Origin of the sequence: Amycolatopsis sp. NPDC051372 (assembly GCF_040682095.1) — a bacterium.
GTDB lineage: Bacteria > Actinomycetota > Actinomycetes > Mycobacteriales > Pseudonocardiaceae > Amycolatopsis.
In genome coordinates, this window is the sequence record NZ_JBFBAF010000002.1 from 321,435 (window position 1) to 336,724 (window position 15,290).

Genomic DNA, 15,290 nt, shown 5'->3' on the forward strand with positions numbered 1-15,290 from the left:
GTCAGTTCGCCTTCCTCACGTCGTTCAGGGCCGCCCAGACCCGCATCGGGGTGGTCGGCATGTCCAGGTGCCGCACGCCGTGGTGGGCGAGCGCGTCGACCACCGCGTTGTGCACCGCCGGCGTCGACCCGATCGTCGCGGCCTCGCCGATCCCCTTGACGCCCAGCAGGTTCCGCGTCGTCGGCGTCGCCATGTCCACGAGCTCAAAGTCGGGCAGCTCGGTCGCGGTCACGAACGAGTAGTCCGCGAGCGTGGCCGTGGTCGGGTTGCCGTCCTCGTCGTAGTACACGACCTCCAGCAGCGCCTGCGCGATGCCCTGGCCGAGCCCGCCGTGGCGCTGGCCGCGGAAGGTCAGCGGGTTCACCACCGGCCCGGCGTCGTCGACCGCGACCAGCCGCCGCACCTCGACCTTGCCCGTTTCCGTGTCGACCTCGACCACGGCCAGGTGCGCGCCGAACGGGAACGTCGGCTTGCCGTCGCCGAACCACACGTCGGCCGACAGCGCCGTGCCCTCGGCCGAGGACACGATCCGCGCCCAGTCGAGCGTGGTGCTCGACGGCGCGCCGCGCACCTGCCAGACCCCGCGTTCCGTGTCGAGCTCCAGATCCTCGGTCGCGGCCTCGAGCAGGTCGGCCGCGAGCTCGCGGGCCTGGGCGATCACCTCATCGGCCGCCTGCCGGACCGCCGAGCCGCCGAGCTGCAGCGACCGCGAGCCGAACGTGCCGACCGCGCGAGGGACCTCGTCGGTGTCGCCGTGCTTCACGGTGATCTTCGCCAGCGGCACGCCGAGCTGGTCGGACAGGAGCATCGCCAACGACGTCGCCAGCCCCTGGCCGTGCGGCGAGCTGCCCGTGTACGCGGTGACCGAGCCGTCTTCGTGGATGTCGACGCGGCCACTCTCGCCGCTCGCGTCGCCGCCGGTGATCTCGACGTAGGCCGCGATGCCGAGACCCAGTGCCACCGGGTCACCCGCGGCGCGGCGCAGCTCCTGCTCCGCGCGCAGCTCGGCGTAGCCGGCGGCCTCGAGCACCTTGTCGAGCGCCGCTGCGTACTCGCCCGTGTCGTAGTCCCCGCCGGTCGGCGTGGTGTACGGGAATTCCTCCGGGCGGATGAAGTTGACCCGCCGCACCTCGGCCGGGTCCATCCCGATCTCGGCGGCGAACAGGTCCATCGCGCGCTCGACCGCGGCCGTCGCCTCGGGCCGGCCCGCGCCGCGGTAGGCGGCGATCGGCGTGGTGTTCGTGACCACGCAACGGCTGCGCGTCTGCACCACCGGGAAGCGGTATACGCCGGGCGCCATCATCTCGGTCAGCGTGGGCAGGAACATGGCGCGCGGGTAGGCGCCGCTGTCCTGCACGACGTCGATCCGGTACGCGAGCACCGTCCCGTCGCGCTTCCCGCCGATGGTCACCGTGTTCTGCTGGGCCCGACCGTGGGTCATCGCCGTGAGGTTCTCGCTGCGCGACTCGGTCCACCGCACCGGCCGCCCGACGGCACGCGCGGCCCAGCCGAGCAGGCTCGCCTCGGGGTCGGCGCCGATCTTGGCGCCGAAGCCGCCGCCGACGTCCGGCGTGATCACGCGCACCCGTTCCTCGTCGAGCCCCAGAGCACCCGCCACGGTGGTCCGGGCGATCTGGGCGTTCTGCGTGGACAGCCACAACGTCAACCGCCCGTCCTCGCCCCACGCCACCGATCCGCCGCGCACCTCGAGCGGCGCCGGGGCCACGCGCGGGTTGAGAATCGTCTGTGTGACCACGGCGTCGCAGTCCGCGAACACCGCGTCGTCGAAATCCTCGGCGCCGTTCACCTGCATGACGTTGCCGGTGACACCACCACCGGGGAACAGCTCGATTTCGCCGGACAGCGCGGCGTCGATGCTCGCCACGGCGTCCAGCGGGTCGTAGTCCACGTCGACCAGCTCCGCCGCGTCGGCCAGCTGGTAGCGCTCTTCGGTGAGCACCAGCGCGACGGGTTCGCCGACGTAGCGCACGACGTCGATGGCGAGGAACGGCTCGGTCACGGGACCGACTTGCTGAGGCGCGAGGTCGAGGTCCGCCGCGGTGAAAACCGCGACGACTCCGGGTGCCTGCTTCGCCTCTTCGGTGTCGATGCCGGTGATGCGCGCGTGGGCGATCGGGCTGCGCACGAAGACCGCGTGGACGGCACCGGTGAGCGCCACCTCCCGCAAGTCGTCGACGTACGTTCCGCCCGAGGTGATCAGCTTCTCGTCCTCGACGCGCACCACGCGGGTGCCGACAATGCTCATCTGGCCTCCTGCTCGGGTACCCCGCCGATCATGCCCCCTGGGGTGCCCGCGCGTCAGCCTGGCACGGCAACGAATCCGCTGCGATCAGCCGGCGTAGGCCTCCCGGGCGAGCACCACCGCGAGCACGAGCCCGCCGATCGCGATCGCGATCCGCAGCGGTGTCGCGGGCAGGTATCGCACGAGGATCGAACCGAGCCAGGACCCCGCGACCGAACCCAGGCACACGGCGAGCGCCGCAGGCCAGAGCACGCGGCCGGTGAACGCGAAGACGGCCGCGGCGATCAGGTTCGCCGTGCCCGTGGCGATGTTCTTCGCGGCGTTCGTGCGGGCCAGCGGCTGCGTCCACACGGTGGTGAGCAGAGCCAGCATCAGCACGCCCGCCGCGGCACCGAAATAACCGCCGTACACGCCGACCAGGAACGCCGCCGCGCCGGCGCCCGGGCCGATGCCGTGGCGTTCCGCTCCTTCCGCCAACCGGCGCAACCGCGGACCCGCCAACAGCACCACCGACGCACCGCCGATCAGCCACGGCACCACCACGGTGAACGCGCCGGGAGGCGTCAGGAGCAGCACGAGCCCGCCGCAGCCCCCGCCGGCAGTGGTGATCAGGCACAGCGGCAGCAAGCGGCGCCACTGCCCTTTCAGCTCGGGCCGCGCACCGGCGGCCGCGCCGGCGGTGGTGCCCAGCATCGCGACGGTGTTGGTCATGTTCGCGACCACCGGCGGCATCCCGGCGGCGAGCAGCGCGGGGTACGACACGAGCGAGGCCAGCCCGGCGGTGGCGCCGACGAGGCCGGCGCCCACTCCGGCGAGCAGCAGGAGGACGAACTCGCCCGCGTCGATGATCACGCCCGCCATCAGAACACGCGCTCCCGCGCCGCCGTATAGGTTGTTATACATGTCACTTCCGGTTGAACGGACACCGCCGAACGGACGCCGGGCGACAGGCGGACAGGCGAGTACGTTGAGGACAAGGCAACCCGCCCGGTGCTCGGATTCGCATGGAGGACCGATGCGCGTCACGATCGCGGAGGTCGCCCGCCGTGCGCGGGTGAGCAAGACGACCGTGTCCCGAGTGCTCAACAACAAGTCCGACGTGGACGCCGCCACCGCCGTGCGCGTGCGTGAAGTCATCGCCGCGACGGGCTACATCCCGAGCGCCGGGGCCGTCGGCCTGGCGAAGGGCCGGACCCGGCTGGTCGGGGTGCTCGTGCCGGGACTCTCGTCTTCAGGCGTCGGCGAGGTGTTGCAGGGAGTGGCCGACGTCGTCGAGGCGAGTGACCACGGCCTGCTGCTGAGCACGGCCGCCCGGGGCGCGGACTCGCTCGAGCGCTTCACGCACCAGGTGCGGGCGCACGCGTTCGACGGACTGCTGCTGCTCGACCCGCCACCCGCTGTCACGGACAACGACGCGCTGCGCGACGCCGACCTCCCGGTCGTGGTCGTGGACGGGGCGCGCTCGGCGTTCCCGTCCGTGACCGGCGACGACGCCGCGGGCGCCGCCGCGGTGGCCCGGCACTTCCTCGCGCGCGGCCGGCGTCGCGTCGCCGTGGTGACGGGTCCCGGCGAACACGCCGCCTCCCGGTTCGCCGGATTCAGGTCCGTACTCGAGGAAGCCGGTTCACCGCTCACCGGGAACGCCGTGACCGAGGCGGGTTCCACCGCGGGCAGCGGCCGCTCGGCCGTGCGGCGGCTCGTCGCCTCGGGCCACGGGTTCGACGCCGTGTTCGCCTGTGACGACGTGGTGGCAGCCGGTGTCCTCACCGGACTGCGCGAAGCCGGCCGCACCGTGCCCGGAGACGTCGCCGTGGCCGGGTTCGGCGACCTGCCGCTCGCGGCGTTCACGCAGCCGCCGCTCACGACCGTGCGCAGGCCCTCGCGGGCACTGGGGGAAACGGCGGCGCGGCGCCTGCTCGGCAAGCTGACCGGCGACACGCCTCTCGACGGCATGACCGTGCTGCCGACCGAACTGGTGGTGCGGGAGTCGGCGCCCTGACGCGGACGATCCGATGTGGACGGTTCAGCTGGCGAGGCCGGCGTGGCCGAACCCGGCCGGCAGCACGAGGCTGTGGCCGGTGTGCTCGACCTTCGCCCGCAGGTACCGGACGTTGGTCTCCGTCGCGAACACGCCCGTGGGTACGCGGTCGCGCACGTCGAGACCGTGGGCGGTCAGCTGCGCCGCCTTGTCGGGGTTGTTCGACAGCAGGTCGAGACGGCGCACGCCGAGCGCGGTGAGCATCTGCGCGGCGGCGGTGTAGTCGCGGGCGTCCTCGGGCAGGCCGAGCGCGGCGTTGGCTTCGTAGGTGTCGAGCCCGCCGTCCTGCAGCGCGTACGCGTCGAGCTTGTTGTACAGGCCGATGCCGCGGCCTTCCTGGCGCAGGTAGAGCAGGTAGCCGCCGGTTTCGGAGATCCGGGCGACGGACTCGCGCAGCTGCGGGCCGCAGTCGCAGCGGGCTGAGCCGAAGACGTCGCCGGTCAGGCACTCGGAGTGCATCCGGACGAGCGGCACCGGGCCCGGCTCGCCGAGCACGAACGCGAGGTGCTCCAGCCCGTCGGCGAGCCCGTGGAACGTCACGGCCTCCGCGTCGACGGAGAGGTCGTCGCCCAGCCGCAGCGGGATCCGCACCCGCGCACGCACCTCCGCCACCATCGCCATCGGCTGCTCCGTTCTCCCAGGTGGTTCAAATTCGAACCACGACTTGATCGACCCTACAACATGGTTCAAGTTCGAACAACCTGCGTTACCATGGGTGCATGGCCGACCCCCGATGGCTCACGGATCGCCAGCTGAAGACCTGGCAGGCCTTCCTGGCGGTGAGCTCGCAGCTCAACCGTCGCGTCGAACAGCAGCTTCGCGACGACGCGGGGCTTTCGCACCCACAGTACGAAGTTCTGGCGCGCCTCGCCGCCGCCGGCGGCGCCCTGCGCATGACGGAGCTGGCGGGCGCGGCTCTCACGTCCAAGAGCGGGCTGAGCTACCAGGTCGGCCAGCTGGAGAAAACCGGGCTCGTCGGGCGCCGTTCGTGCGAGTCCGACGACCGCGGCGTGATCGCCTTCCTCACCGATCTCGGCTGGTCGCAGCTTCGCGAGGCGGCCTCCGGGCACGCCGCGCTCGTGGGTGAGCTGCTCGTCGACGCGCTCACCCCCGAGCAGTTCGGCGCGTTCAGCACCGTGCTCGACACCCTGGAGTCCCGGCTGCGCGGCGCCCAGCGGCCGCAGCGAACCGCCGTATGACGCTCGGCACCCCGCACTACGAGCCGACTGTCCTCTGTGTCCAGTCGGGCACGCGCGGTTGCGGCACGGGTTCGGCGGTCAGCAAGGCCAGGTCCGGCGGCACGAGCACCGCGGCGGCCAGCAACGCACCGAACAACAGGTCGTCGCCGCTCGCCGGGCGGAACCTGGCCCGCACACCGTCGAGGGCGGCCCGCACACCCAGCGCGGTCCAGTCGCCGCCGGGGTCCAGAACCGCGAGCTGAGCCGCCGCCCGCTCCGGCGGCACCGGCCGCGGTAATGCCTCCCAGCGCAGGAAGCTCTGGCCGACCACGGTGAGCGCCAGCCGTTCGCGCGTGTCGAGCCCCCCGCGCGCCGCGGGTGGCGCGGCGGGCCTGCCGTCGGCGACGTGCACCTCCAGCACGTGCTCCCGCCCCCGCGAACCGTGCACGAACAACGGCAGGTAGCCCGCCGGCAGCGCCAGCGGCGCCGCGCCGGTGAACAGGAGCCGGGATTCCGGCAGCCGCAACGGGACCTTGCCCGTCGCCCGCACCCACCAGCGATCGCGGTGGTGCTCCAGCACGCCGTGGCGGCGGCTCACCCGCCGGTCGTCCTCCCCGACCGGCACGGAGACCTCCGCGGTGTTGCGCCCGAACGTCACCGGACCCGGCGCGGACGGCGGCACCAGCACTCCCCCGGCGAGCCCGAGCACGACCAGCGTGCCCGGCGGTGACGCGAAGCCCCGCGCCAGGCTCGGATGCCCGGCGGGCAGTGCCCGCATCCCCTCACCCGTCACGACGTCCCCCGCCCGTTGCCGGCGCGGGGCCTGCCCCACCGCGCGCCGCGAGGCTAACCGGGCGGCGCCGGGACCCCTCCCGGAGCAGTTTCGTCGGGTGGTTCGAGCAGTGCGAGGTCCGGCGGCACCAGCGAAGTGGACAACAGGAGTTCCTTCACGAGGTTGTCGTTGAGGGAGTTGCCCACCGGCTCACCGACCTCTTCACGCGTGAGGCCCGCGACGCCGGCGCGCGCGAGCCGCGACCGCACGGCGACCACGAGGTGCTCCACCCGTTTGGGTGTCCAGCGGCTGCCGGGCGCCAGCTCGGAGAGCTGCTCGGCGACTTGTCGCCACGCCATCGGCTGCGGGTAGGGCTGTTGCAGCAGGTAACGCTGAGCCAGCGAGACCAGCACGAGCCGCTCGTCGGGGCTCAGCCGCCACATGCGCGGCGGCTCGGTCACGTCCTGCGGGCGCGACTCCGGCCGGCGTCCGTCCGCCCCCGACACGTACAGCTCCAGCAGGTGCTCGCGGTCGGCCGAACCGCGCACGAACACCGCCGTGTAGCCCTCCGTGAGCGGCACGGGCTCCTCTTCAGGGAACAACAGGCGCGAGCCCGGCAGGCGGATCGGCAGCCGCCCGGTGTTGTGCATCCACCACGCGTCGCGCCGGCGCACGAGGAAACCCTGTTTGCGGCTGACCTTCCGGTCGTCCTCCCCCACGCACACGTGGACGTCTTCACGGTTGCGTCCGAAGAGGACTTCACGGCCGTCGCGGGGCGGCATGCGCACGCCGCCGGTCACGGCCAGCGCGAAGATCGTGCCCGGCGCGGCGGGCGGCACCCCGTAGGCGAGGCTGCCGTGGTCGGCGCCGAGGGACTCGGCCGGCCCGCCGGATCGCAGCGCGGTCATGCCTGCGGCAGCTTCGCGACGACGTCGCCGGCCAGTGACGTGGCCGGTGCGCAGAGGCCCTGCGACGGCGGGTCGCCGTGGACCACCACCTTGATCTGCTCCACCGCGGCCTCTCCGTGTGCGTCGGTGTAGCGCCGGTACACCAGCAGCGCCTGGCACGTGTCGTCGGCGAAGTCGTCGGTCGCGAGGTACGCGTCGTGCCCGGAGACCTTGACGAGCTGGCCCGAGTCGCCGTCCGGCGGCTGGTCGCGGTCGAAGATCACCGTGACCGCGCGGTCCGACGCCGAGCTGTCCCAGTCACAGGTCCAGTCCCCGTAGCCCGGCACCACCTGCACCGGCGCCGTGACGCCCGCAGTGCTGCCGAGCGAGGCGGAGCTCAGCAGCGAACACGCGTCCACATCGGACAGCGAGCCGTCCGGGGCCGGCGCCGACCGCGCGGGCACGCCCGCCACGGCGAGCACCTTCGCCGCCGACGCGACCGCGACGTCGGCGGGCTTGCACGTGTCGAGGTTGTCGCCGTCGTCGTCGGAGACGGTCACGCGCACGAGGTAATGGTCCTGCAGCTGGAGCAGGCGGACGCAGGCGCCGTCCTGCGCGGGGTCGCCGAACACGTCGAACGGGCCGGAGCGTGAGCGCTGTCCCTCCGGCGCGGCGCCGCCGGACGGCGGGTCCTCCAGCTCGACCTTCACGTCGGCCTGCAGATCGTTGCCACGCTTGAGGATCACGTCGCAGCGGTCGAAGTTGCCGTAGTCGGGTTCCACCTCGGGGTCGCCATACGGGCGCAGCGGCACCGCGTCCACGAGCCGGCACGGATCCGCCGAACGCGGGTCCTTGCCGATGCCGAGCTTCGCCGGAGCGGCAGGCACCTTCGAAGCCGCGGCCGGGGTCTGCGGCTTTCCCTTGTCCGGCAACAGGATCAGGGCCACGCCCGCGAGCACCACGACGGCGGCCACCGCCCCCGCGAGCACGAGCCGCCGCCGGCGCAGGGCGGGCCGGCGACGCAGCGGCGGCGCGGGAGGCAGCCCGCCCACGCCCGCGACCAGCAGGTCGTGCGCGGCGGCCGCGGTGGGCCGGTCTTCGGGTGCCGTCCGCATCAGCGCGGCGAGCACGGGCGCGAGATCACCGGCCTTGCGCGCCGGCGGGACCGCGCCCTCTGCCGCGCGCCGGATGGTCGCGTACTCGTTGCCGCCACCGAAGGGCGCAGCGCCTTCGACCGCGGAGAACAGCGTGGCGCCCAAGGAGAAGACGTCGGACGCGGAAGTCGGCGGGTGTCCCTGCGCGACCTCCGGCGCGAGGTAGCCGGGGGTGCCGCCGATGTGCGGGGAGTCGGTGACCGTCTCGTCGGTGCGGACCGAGCGCGAGATGCCGAAGTCGGTGAGCTTGGCACGGCCGTCGTCGGTGATGAGGACGTTGCCGGGCTTCACGTCGCGGTGCACCACCCCGCCCTCGTGCACCGCCGCGAGCGCGCCCGCGACCTGCACGCCGATCTCGGCGACCGTGCGCGCGGGCAGGCTGCCCTCGGCGGTGAGGACCTCGGCGAGGCTGCGCGAGGGCACGTACTCCATCACGAGCCACAGCTCGTCGCCCTGGGCGACGACATCGAAGAAGGTCACCACGTTCGGGTGCTGCACGCCGGCGGCGAGCCGGGCTTCGCGACGCAGGGTGCGGCCGCTGACCGCATCGGAGAGCCGCGCCTGCTTGAGCGCCACCTCGCGGTCGAGCTGCTCGTCGTGCGCGCGCCAGACCACGCCCATACCCCCGGTGCCGATCCGCTCGAGCAGTCGATAGCGCTGCGCGATCAGCTGGTCACCCTGCACCGACGCTCCCCTCGGCGTGGTCGGACCTCTGTGAGGTAACTCGCAGTGACGATACTGCATCACGTCCGGTGGCAGGAAGCGGCCCGGATCGGGACCACCCCCCGATGCGGGCCTACGGCCCGAAAACGGACGGCCACTCAGCCGAACCGGAGACACCCCCCGTGGGGTTCAGGACGGGTGCGGACACGCCCGCCGGGACGAGGACATCCCTTGCGAGGCCGGGATCGACAAATCGTCCCGCGAGGGCTACGTCGGCCCCGAGTCGGACTGCGCGCCGTGACCCGGCGCCGGTTCCCTTTGCTGCCAAGGGAACCGGCGCTGCACTGCGTGAACAGCAGAGTCACCCGTCCGGCTGATCAAGCGTCCACAGTGGACGAAAAACCGGCACGGCGGTCCAGGATTCGACGTATAGCCCGTTACACGAATGGGTGCGGCCGGGTGAACCCGCAGCGGAGCGCCCGGATCGGCGATTGGATCACGGCGGCCGGGGGTATCTGGCGGACGTGACGGCAGGCGCGCCGCCGAAGGAGACCTTCATGCTCAGTCACCACGAACGCAGCGAGCTGGACAAAATCGAACGCTGGTTCGAGTTCAGCGATCCGGAACTGGCGGCGGCGCTCTCCCGAGGCAAGCCGACGCCGAACCGCCGCCTGCTCACCCTCTTCGCGGTGCTGCTCGACGTCTCGGCCGTCGCGTTCCTCGTGACCGGTCTCGTCACCACGAGCCCCGCCTTCACGCTGTGCGCGCTGCTCGCCGCCGGCGGCGGGGTGGCGCTGCACGTCGTGCACGGGCATGGCCGCTTCTGACGCAGCGGGAGCCGCGGCGCGTCTGACGTGCGCTCACCCGGGTCCGCGCAGCACACTGGTGCGGTGTCCGCCTGGGTTCTGCACGTCGATCTCGACCAGTTCATCGCCGCGGTCGAGATCGCGCGCCGGCCCGAGCTGCGCGGCCGGCCGGTGGTCGTGGGCGGCAACGGCGACCCCGCCGAGCGCGCCGTGGTGGCCACCGCGTCCTACGAGGCGCGCGAGTTCGGCGTGCAGTCCGGCATGCCGCTGCGGCTGGCCGCCAAACGCTGTCCCGACGCGGTGTTCCTGGCCACGGACGCGCCCGCGTACCAGGAGGTCTCCGACCGCGTCATGGCGCGGCTGCGTGAGCTGCCGGTCGTGGTCGAGGTGCTCGGGTGGGACGAGGCCTTCCTCGGCCTCGACACCGAGACCGCCGGCACCGATGGCCCCGAGGCGTTCGCGGCCGAGGTCCGCCGGGCGGTCGAGGAGGAGACCGGGCTTTCGTGCTCGGTCGGCATCGGCGACAACAAACTGCGCGCCAAGCTCGCCACCGGCTTCGCGAAACCGGCCGGGATCTTCCGCCTCACGAGCGAGAACTGGTGGGCGGTGATGGCCGAGCGGCCCACCGACGCGCTGTGGGGCATCGGGCGCAAGACGGCCAAGAAGCTCGCCGAAGCCGGGTTCACCACGGTGCTGCAACTGGCCGGCGCCGACGCGGACGACCTCGCCGCACGCTTCGGCCCGCGCCTCGGCCCGTGGTACCGGGTGCTGGCGGGCGGGATCGGCGACGCCGAGGTCACCGCCACCCCGTACGTCGCGCGCTCCCGCAGCCGCGAGACGACCTTCCAGCAAGACCTCACCGATCCCGCGCGCATCGCGGAAGAGATCGACACCCTCGCCGTGCGCGTCGCGCGCGACGTCGTGGACGAGGGCCGCCCGGCGGCACGCGTCGCGGTGAAGGTGCGCTTCGCGCCGTTCCACACGCACACCCACAGCATCACGCTGCCGGAGCCGACCTCGGACGCCGCGGCGATCGGGCGCGCCGCGCGCGAGGTGCTCGGGATGTTCACGCTGGACCAGCCGGTCCGGTTGCTCGGGGTGCGCGCGGAGTTCCCCCACGCGCCCGCGTGATCGGACGCCGTGACCGGCGGGGTGCGCGTTTGGCCGAGCCTGCCGGCGGGGTAATCGGGACTCCGGGCACACGAGTGAGGTGAGGCATGTCCGAAAACGGAGTCCCCGCGACCGGTTCCGATGACCGATTCGGCGGGCTGGGTGGCGAGTTCCGGGACCTCACGCGGTCGCTGCTGGAGGTCACGACTGTCGGCGGCGTGCTGCAGCAGCTCGTGACGGCGGCGGTCCGGGTGATCCCCGCGGCGAGCGTCGTCAGCATCACGCTGCGCTCGCCCGACGGGCTGTTCTACACCCCGATCGAGACCGATGCAGTCGCCGTCGAGCTCGACCAGGTGCAGTACCGCACCGGGGAGGGCCCCTGCCTCGACGCGGCCCGCCCGGACGGCCCGGCCCACGCGGAGAGCCAGGACCTCGCCCACGAGACCGAGTGGCCGAAGTTCGGACCGGCCGCGGCCGAGCTCGGCATGGGCTCGATGCTCGCCATCGCGTTGCTGCCCGACGCCCGTGAGCCGCAGTTGTCCGGTGCCCTCAACGTCTACGCGCGCGAGACCGGCGCACTCACGCCCGCCGACCGCGACCTCGCGCTGCTGCTGGCCACCCACGGTTCGCTGGCGCTGGCCACCACCAACGCCGTGACGGCCGCGGACCTCCAGCGGGCGCACCTGCGCAAGGCCATCGACTCGCGCGATGTGATCGGCCAGGCGAAGGGCATCCTGATGCAGCGGCGCGGCATCTCGGCCGTCGAGGCGTTCGACATCCTGCGCCGTACGTCACAGGACCTCAACGTGAAGCTCGCCGTGCTCGCCGAGACCCTGGCCACGCGCCACACCGAGCTCGACCTGCCCGGTCCGCGCGCTTGACAGCCTCCGGCCCGCCTTGCCATGGTTGGAACCGGTAGAACGAACCGTGCGCCGCGAGGGCGCACTCCGGGCCGAGAGGCGCTGCGACGGAAGCCGAGAGGTTTCCGCCACGCTCGGCCCGCGAGTTCCGGAGAAGGGCGCCTCCTGCGAAGGAGGTGCCTTTTTTGTTGACCCAGCTGTCGTCGACCCGGACGTCGTCGGCACAGGTGTTGCCGTCCCAGGAAAAGCCGGCGGACGGCCCCCGCACCTCCTGAACCCCTCCCGGGTGAGTCCGGTGCTGCCGAACGCGGTCGTGCCGCGATTCCCCGTGCCCTGAAACAGAAACCAGAACAGTATCGAACGGGAGCGGAACCTCTATGAGCCCGAAACTGCAGAAGGTCGGCGGACTCGAGTTCGCGGTGGCCGACCTGGCGCTCGCCGAGGCCGGGCGGACACAACTGCGCCTGGCCGAGCACGAGATGCCCGGTCTGATGGCGATCCGGCGCGAGTTCGCCGAGGCGCAGCCGCTGAAGGGCGCCCGCATCGCCGGCTCGCTGCACATGACCGTGCAGACCGCCGTGCTGATCGAAACCCTCGTGGCGCTGGGCGCCGACGTGCGCTGGGTGTCCTGCAACATCTTCTCCACCCAGGACGAGGCCGCGGCCGCCGTCGTCGTCGGTCCGAACGGGACCGCCGAGCGGCCCGAGGGCACGCCGGTGTTCGCGTGGAAGGGCGAGACGCTCGACGAGTACTGGTGGTGCACCGACCGGCTCTTCCGGTTCGCCGACGGCCAGGGCCCCAACATGATCCTCGACGACGGCGGCGACGCGACGCTGCTCGTCCACAAGGGAGTCGAGTTCGAGGCCGCGGGCGCCGTGCCGCCCGCCACGGACGCCGACGCCGACGAGTACGCGATCATCCTGCGCACGCTCGCCGAGAGCCTCGCCGCCGACCCGAAGCGCTTCACGCGCATCGCCGGCGAGGTTCGCGGCGTGACCGAGGAGACCACCAACGGCGTCAAGCGGCTCTACAAGCTGGCGACCGAGGGCACGCTGCTGTTCCCGGCGATGAACGTGAACGACTCGGTGACGAAGTCCAAGTTCGACAACAAGTACGGCATCCGCCACTCGATGGTCGACGGCCTCAACCGCGCCACCGACGTCATGATCGGCGGCAAGCTCGCCGTCGTCTGCGGGTACGGCGACGTCGGCAAGGGCGCCGTGGAGGCGCTGCGCGGCCAGGGCGCGCGCGTGGTGGTCACGGAGATCGACCCGATCTGCGCGCTGCAGGCGGCGATGGAGGGCCTCGACGTGGTCGAGCTGGACGACGTCGTGGAGCGCGGCGACATCTTCCTCACCACCACCGGCAACTTCGGCATCATCTCCGCCGCGCAGATGGGGCGGATGAAGCACAACGCGATCGTCGCCAACGTCGGCCACTTCGACAACGAGATCGACATGGCCGGGCTCGCGAAGGTGCCTGGCATCCGCAAGCTGGAGATCAAGCCGCAGGTGCACGAGTGGGCCTTCCCCTCGGCCGAGGGGCGCCCGGCGCACTCGATCATCGTGCTGTCCGAGGGCCGGCTCATGAACCTCGGCAACGCCACCGGGCATCCGTCGTTCGTCATGTCGAACTCGTTCGCGAACCAGGCGATCGCGCAGATCGAGCTGTTCACCAAGCCCGGCGAGTACCCGGTGGGCGTGCACCGCCTGCCCAAGCTGCTCGACGAGAAGGTGGCGCGGCTGCACCTCGACGCGCTCGGTGTGAGGCTGACGAAGCTCACGAAGGAGCAGGCGGAGTACATCGGCGTGGACGCGGCCGGCCCGTTCAAGCTGGAGCACTACCGCTACTGAGCCCCGGGCCACCCCGGCGGAGGCCGGAAATAAGGGGTCCTCCGGCTCCGAGGGGGAGGGAGAGCCGAAGGACCTCGTTAGTGTTAGCACATCGCCAAGCCGGTGTACACAGCTGCATACACGATCGGGTAAGGATCGGGACCGGAGGGGAAACCTTCGGCGGAAAACCGTGAAGGCCTCGTTCCCCGGCGGTCCGGGGAACGAGGCCTTCACGGTCACTGGGCCGCGGGAGGGCTCAGGAAGCTTGCCGAAGCTCCGCCTCGACCTCGACGGCGAGCGTGCAGGAGCACTCCGCGTCGACGGTGTGGCAGTCGATGATCAGGGCGTGGCGGACGCGATCGAGGTCCGCGCAGCTCTCGTGCGTGCACTCGGCGAACCCGCCGTCCGGGTGAACCACCAGGGTGCCGTGACAGTGGTCGATCCCGCTGGTGCAGAACGCGCACTCCATGCTCAGGCCGCCTTCCGCTCTCGTGCTCTCGAACCGGCTCAGGTCACAACCGGCTCTTATCAGACCGGACAGCTTCTTGGTACCACCGGTGAGCGCCAGAGTCTGGCATACGGGCGGCGTGTCGCCGCACCCGGTCCGGTGATCTCGGACGGGCTCGAAAATCCCGCAGCTCAGCGGGAAAAGATCACTAGGCGCTCTTCGACCGACGGGTCCGCGGGGCGGCCTTCTTGGCGGGCTTCTCCTCGTCGGACGCGGCCTTGCGAGAGCGCGACGACGTGCTCTTGGCCGGCGTGCCCGAGCGCGACTTGCGGGCCTCGGAAACGCTCGCCTCCAGGGCCGCCATGAGGTCGACGACGTCGGCTTTCGCCCCCACCGCGCCGGGTTTCGTCGTCTCGTTGCCCGAGACCTTGGCCTCGATCACGGATTCGAGCGCCTCACGGTAGCCGTCGGTGTACTTTTCGGACTCGAACACCGGTTCCGACAGCGAATCGATCAGCGAGCCGGCCATCGTCAGCTCCTGCGGGCGCACCTGCGGCGGATCCTCGCGCAGGAACGGGAAATCGGGCGTGCGGACCTCGTCGGGCCAGAGCATCGTGGTCATCACGAGCACGTCGGACACCACGCGCAGCAGCGCCAGGCTCTCGCGCTGGCGCACGGCGACCTTGGCGATCGCCACGTGGCCGGCCTTGTGCAGCGCATCGCGCAGCACCACGTACGGCTTGACGGCGTTCTTCTGCGGCTCGAGGTAGTAGGTCTTGTCGAACTGGATCGGGTCGATCGACTCGAGCGGCACGAACTCCAGCACGTCGATCGTGCGTTGCGTGGCCAGCGGCAGGTCGGCGAGGTCGGCGTCGGTGATCACGACCATCTCGCCGTCGGGCAGCTCGTAGCCCTTGGCGATCTCGGCGTAGGGCACCTCCTGCCCGTCGACCGTGCAGAAGCGCTTGTACTGGATCCGGCCGCCGTCGGACTCGTGCACCTGGCGCAGCGAGACGTTCTTGTTCTCCGTGGCCGCGTACAGCTGGATCGGGATGCTGACCAGCCCGAACGAGACCGAGCCCTTCCACATCGACCGCATGCGCGCTCCTCCGCCGTCCGCCGGTGCTCCACTCACGCTCGGTAACAACCGTAGCCCGGATCATCCGATCCCGACAGTCCCGCCGGTCGGCGCGGCTCCCGATCGGCCCAGCCTGACCTGCGACGACCGGTCGGGACCCGTCACCCGGGGTAGCGGCTTCCCCGGAGGTACCCCGTCACG

At 71.9% G+C, this 15,290-nt stretch carries 14 protein-coding genes; 6 read left to right on the top strand and 8 right to left on the bottom strand.

All coding sequences use genetic code 11. The annotated features are described in order from the left end of the window. Position 1 precedes the first annotated feature (1 nt). Positions 2-2,266, bottom strand: a complete 2,265-nt coding sequence (locus tag AB0M56_RS05255) for a xanthine dehydrogenase family protein molybdopterin-binding subunit (RefSeq protein ID WP_364171265.1) — start codon at positions 2,264-2,266, stop codon at positions 2-4. Between the two features lie 84 nt (positions 2,267-2,350). After that, positions 2,351-3,115 carry a sulfite exporter TauE/SafE family protein gene (locus tag AB0M56_RS05260; RefSeq protein ID WP_364171384.1) on the bottom strand — a complete coding sequence of 255 codons (765 nt, stop codon included), beginning with the start codon at positions 3,113-3,115 and terminating at the stop codon, positions 2,351-2,353. 163 nt (positions 3,116-3,278) lie between these two features. Here AB0M56_RS05260 and AB0M56_RS05265 point away from each other — a divergent pair, with 163 nt between their 5' ends. After that, the gene (locus tag AB0M56_RS05265; protein WP_364171267.1) at positions 3,279-4,262 is read left to right on the top strand and encodes a LacI family DNA-binding transcriptional regulator; all 984 of its coding nucleotides are present in this window, start codon (positions 3,279-3,281) and stop codon (positions 4,260-4,262) included. A gap of 24 nt (positions 4,263-4,286) precedes the next feature. Here the strand turns inward: AB0M56_RS05265 and ribA are convergent, their stop codons facing one another. Beyond that, positions 4,287-4,916: a GTP cyclohydrolase II gene (ribA, locus tag AB0M56_RS05270; protein ID WP_364171386.1), complete on the bottom strand. Its 630-nt coding sequence runs from the start codon at positions 4,914-4,916 to the stop codon at positions 4,287-4,289. Positions 4,917-5,020: 104 nt separating this feature from the next. On the opposite strand from ribA, the gene AB0M56_RS05275 reads away from it, so the two are divergent. Further along, positions 5,021-5,500 (top strand): MarR family winged helix-turn-helix transcriptional regulator, encoded by a 480-nt coding sequence (locus AB0M56_RS05275; protein WP_364171268.1) that lies wholly within the window; start codon positions 5,021-5,023, stop codon positions 5,498-5,500. 16 nt (positions 5,501-5,516) lie between these two features. Here AB0M56_RS05275 and AB0M56_RS05280 read toward each other — a convergent pair whose 3' ends face one another. The 3 genes from AB0M56_RS05280 to AB0M56_RS05290 all read right to left on the bottom strand — a co-directional run bounded on the left by AB0M56_RS05280 (position 5,517) and on the right by AB0M56_RS05290 (position 8,976). Continuing rightward, complete coding sequence (locus tag AB0M56_RS05280) at positions 5,517-6,257, bottom strand: FHA domain-containing protein (RefSeq protein WP_364171270.1); 741 nt, start codon at positions 6,255-6,257, stop codon at positions 5,517-5,519. Between the two features lie 68 nt (positions 6,258-6,325). Then, complete coding sequence (locus AB0M56_RS05285; RefSeq protein WP_364171272.1) at positions 6,326-7,159, bottom strand: FHA domain-containing protein; 834 nt, start codon at positions 7,157-7,159, stop codon at positions 6,326-6,328. Further along, the gene (locus AB0M56_RS05290; protein WP_364171274.1) at positions 7,156-8,976 is read right to left on the bottom strand and encodes a serine/threonine-protein kinase; all 1,821 of its coding nucleotides are present in this window, start codon (positions 8,974-8,976) and stop codon (positions 7,156-7,158) included. The genes AB0M56_RS05285 and AB0M56_RS05290 overlap by 4 nt, the downstream gene beginning before the upstream one ends. A gap of 536 nt (positions 8,977-9,512) precedes the next feature. On the opposite strand from AB0M56_RS05290, the gene AB0M56_RS05295 reads away from it, so the two are divergent. The 4 genes from AB0M56_RS05295 (at position 9,513) to ahcY (ending at position 13,584) form a co-directional block, all read left to right on the top strand. Beyond that, entirely contained in the window at positions 9,513-9,782 is a 270-nt protein-coding gene (locus AB0M56_RS05295; protein ID WP_364171275.1) for a DUF3040 domain-containing protein, read from the top strand. A 63-nt stretch (positions 9,783-9,845) separates the two neighbouring features. Next, positions 9,846-10,892, top strand: a complete 1,047-nt coding sequence (locus AB0M56_RS05300; RefSeq protein ID WP_364171277.1) for a DNA polymerase IV — start codon at positions 9,846-9,848, stop codon at positions 10,890-10,892. 86 nt (positions 10,893-10,978) lie between these two features. Continuing rightward, positions 10,979-11,752 carry a GAF and ANTAR domain-containing protein gene (locus tag AB0M56_RS05305; protein WP_364171279.1) on the top strand — a complete coding sequence of 258 codons (774 nt, stop codon included), beginning with the start codon at positions 10,979-10,981 and terminating at the stop codon, positions 11,750-11,752. A 356-nt stretch (positions 11,753-12,108) separates the two neighbouring features. Next, the gene (gene ahcY / locus AB0M56_RS05310) at positions 12,109-13,584 is read left to right on the top strand and encodes an adenosylhomocysteinase (protein WP_364171281.1); all 1,476 of its coding nucleotides are present in this window, start codon (positions 12,109-12,111) and stop codon (positions 13,582-13,584) included. A 235-nt stretch (positions 13,585-13,819) separates the two neighbouring features. On the opposite strand, the gene AB0M56_RS05315 is transcribed toward ahcY, so the two are convergent. Together AB0M56_RS05315 and AB0M56_RS05320 are read right to left on the bottom strand one after the other, a co-directional pair. Then, positions 13,820-14,032 (bottom strand): hypothetical protein, encoded by a 213-nt coding sequence (locus AB0M56_RS05315; RefSeq protein ID WP_360604195.1) that lies wholly within the window; start codon positions 14,030-14,032, stop codon positions 13,820-13,822. 187 nt (positions 14,033-14,219) lie between these two features. Continuing rightward, positions 14,220-15,110, bottom strand: coding sequence for a Ku protein (locus AB0M56_RS05320; protein ID WP_364171283.1), 891 nt, complete (start codon positions 15,108-15,110; stop codon positions 14,220-14,222). Positions 15,111-15,290: the final 180 nt, after the last annotated feature.

Coding starts and splice junctions, on each gene's coding strand:
- AB0M56_RS05305 (WP_364171279.1), top strand. CDS start 10,979: ATGTCCGAAAACGGAGTCCCCGCGACCGGTTCCGATGACCGATTCGGC.
- AB0M56_RS05285 (WP_364171272.1), bottom strand. CDS start 7,159: ATGACCGCGCTGCGATCCGGCGGGCCGGCCGAGTCCCTCGGCGCCGAC.
- ahcY (WP_364171281.1), top strand. CDS start 12,109: ATGAGCCCGAAACTGCAGAAGGTCGGCGGACTCGAGTTCGCGGTGGCC.
- AB0M56_RS05265 (WP_364171267.1), top strand. CDS start 3,279: ATGCGCGTCACGATCGCGGAGGTCGCCCGCCGTGCGCGGGTGAGCAAG.
- AB0M56_RS05255 (WP_364171265.1), bottom strand. CDS start 2,266: ATGAGCATTGTCGGCACCCGCGTGGTGCGCGTCGAGGACGAGAAGCTG.
- ribA (WP_364171386.1), bottom strand. CDS start 4,916: ATGGTGGCGGAGGTGCGTGCGCGGGTGCGGATCCCGCTGCGGCTGGGC.
- AB0M56_RS05275 (WP_364171268.1), top strand. CDS start 5,021: ATGGCCGACCCCCGATGGCTCACGGATCGCCAGCTGAAGACCTGGCAG.
- AB0M56_RS05315 (WP_360604195.1), bottom strand. CDS start 14,032: ATGGAGTGCGCGTTCTGCACCAGCGGGATCGACCACTGTCACGGCACC.
- AB0M56_RS05295 (WP_364171275.1), top strand. CDS start 9,513: ATGCTCAGTCACCACGAACGCAGCGAGCTGGACAAAATCGAACGCTGG.
- AB0M56_RS05320 (WP_364171283.1), bottom strand. CDS start 15,110: ATGCGGTCGATGTGGAAGGGCTCGGTCTCGTTCGGGCTGGTCAGCATC.
- AB0M56_RS05280 (WP_364171270.1), bottom strand. CDS start 6,257: ATGCGGGCACTGCCCGCCGGGCATCCGAGCCTGGCGCGGGGCTTCGCG.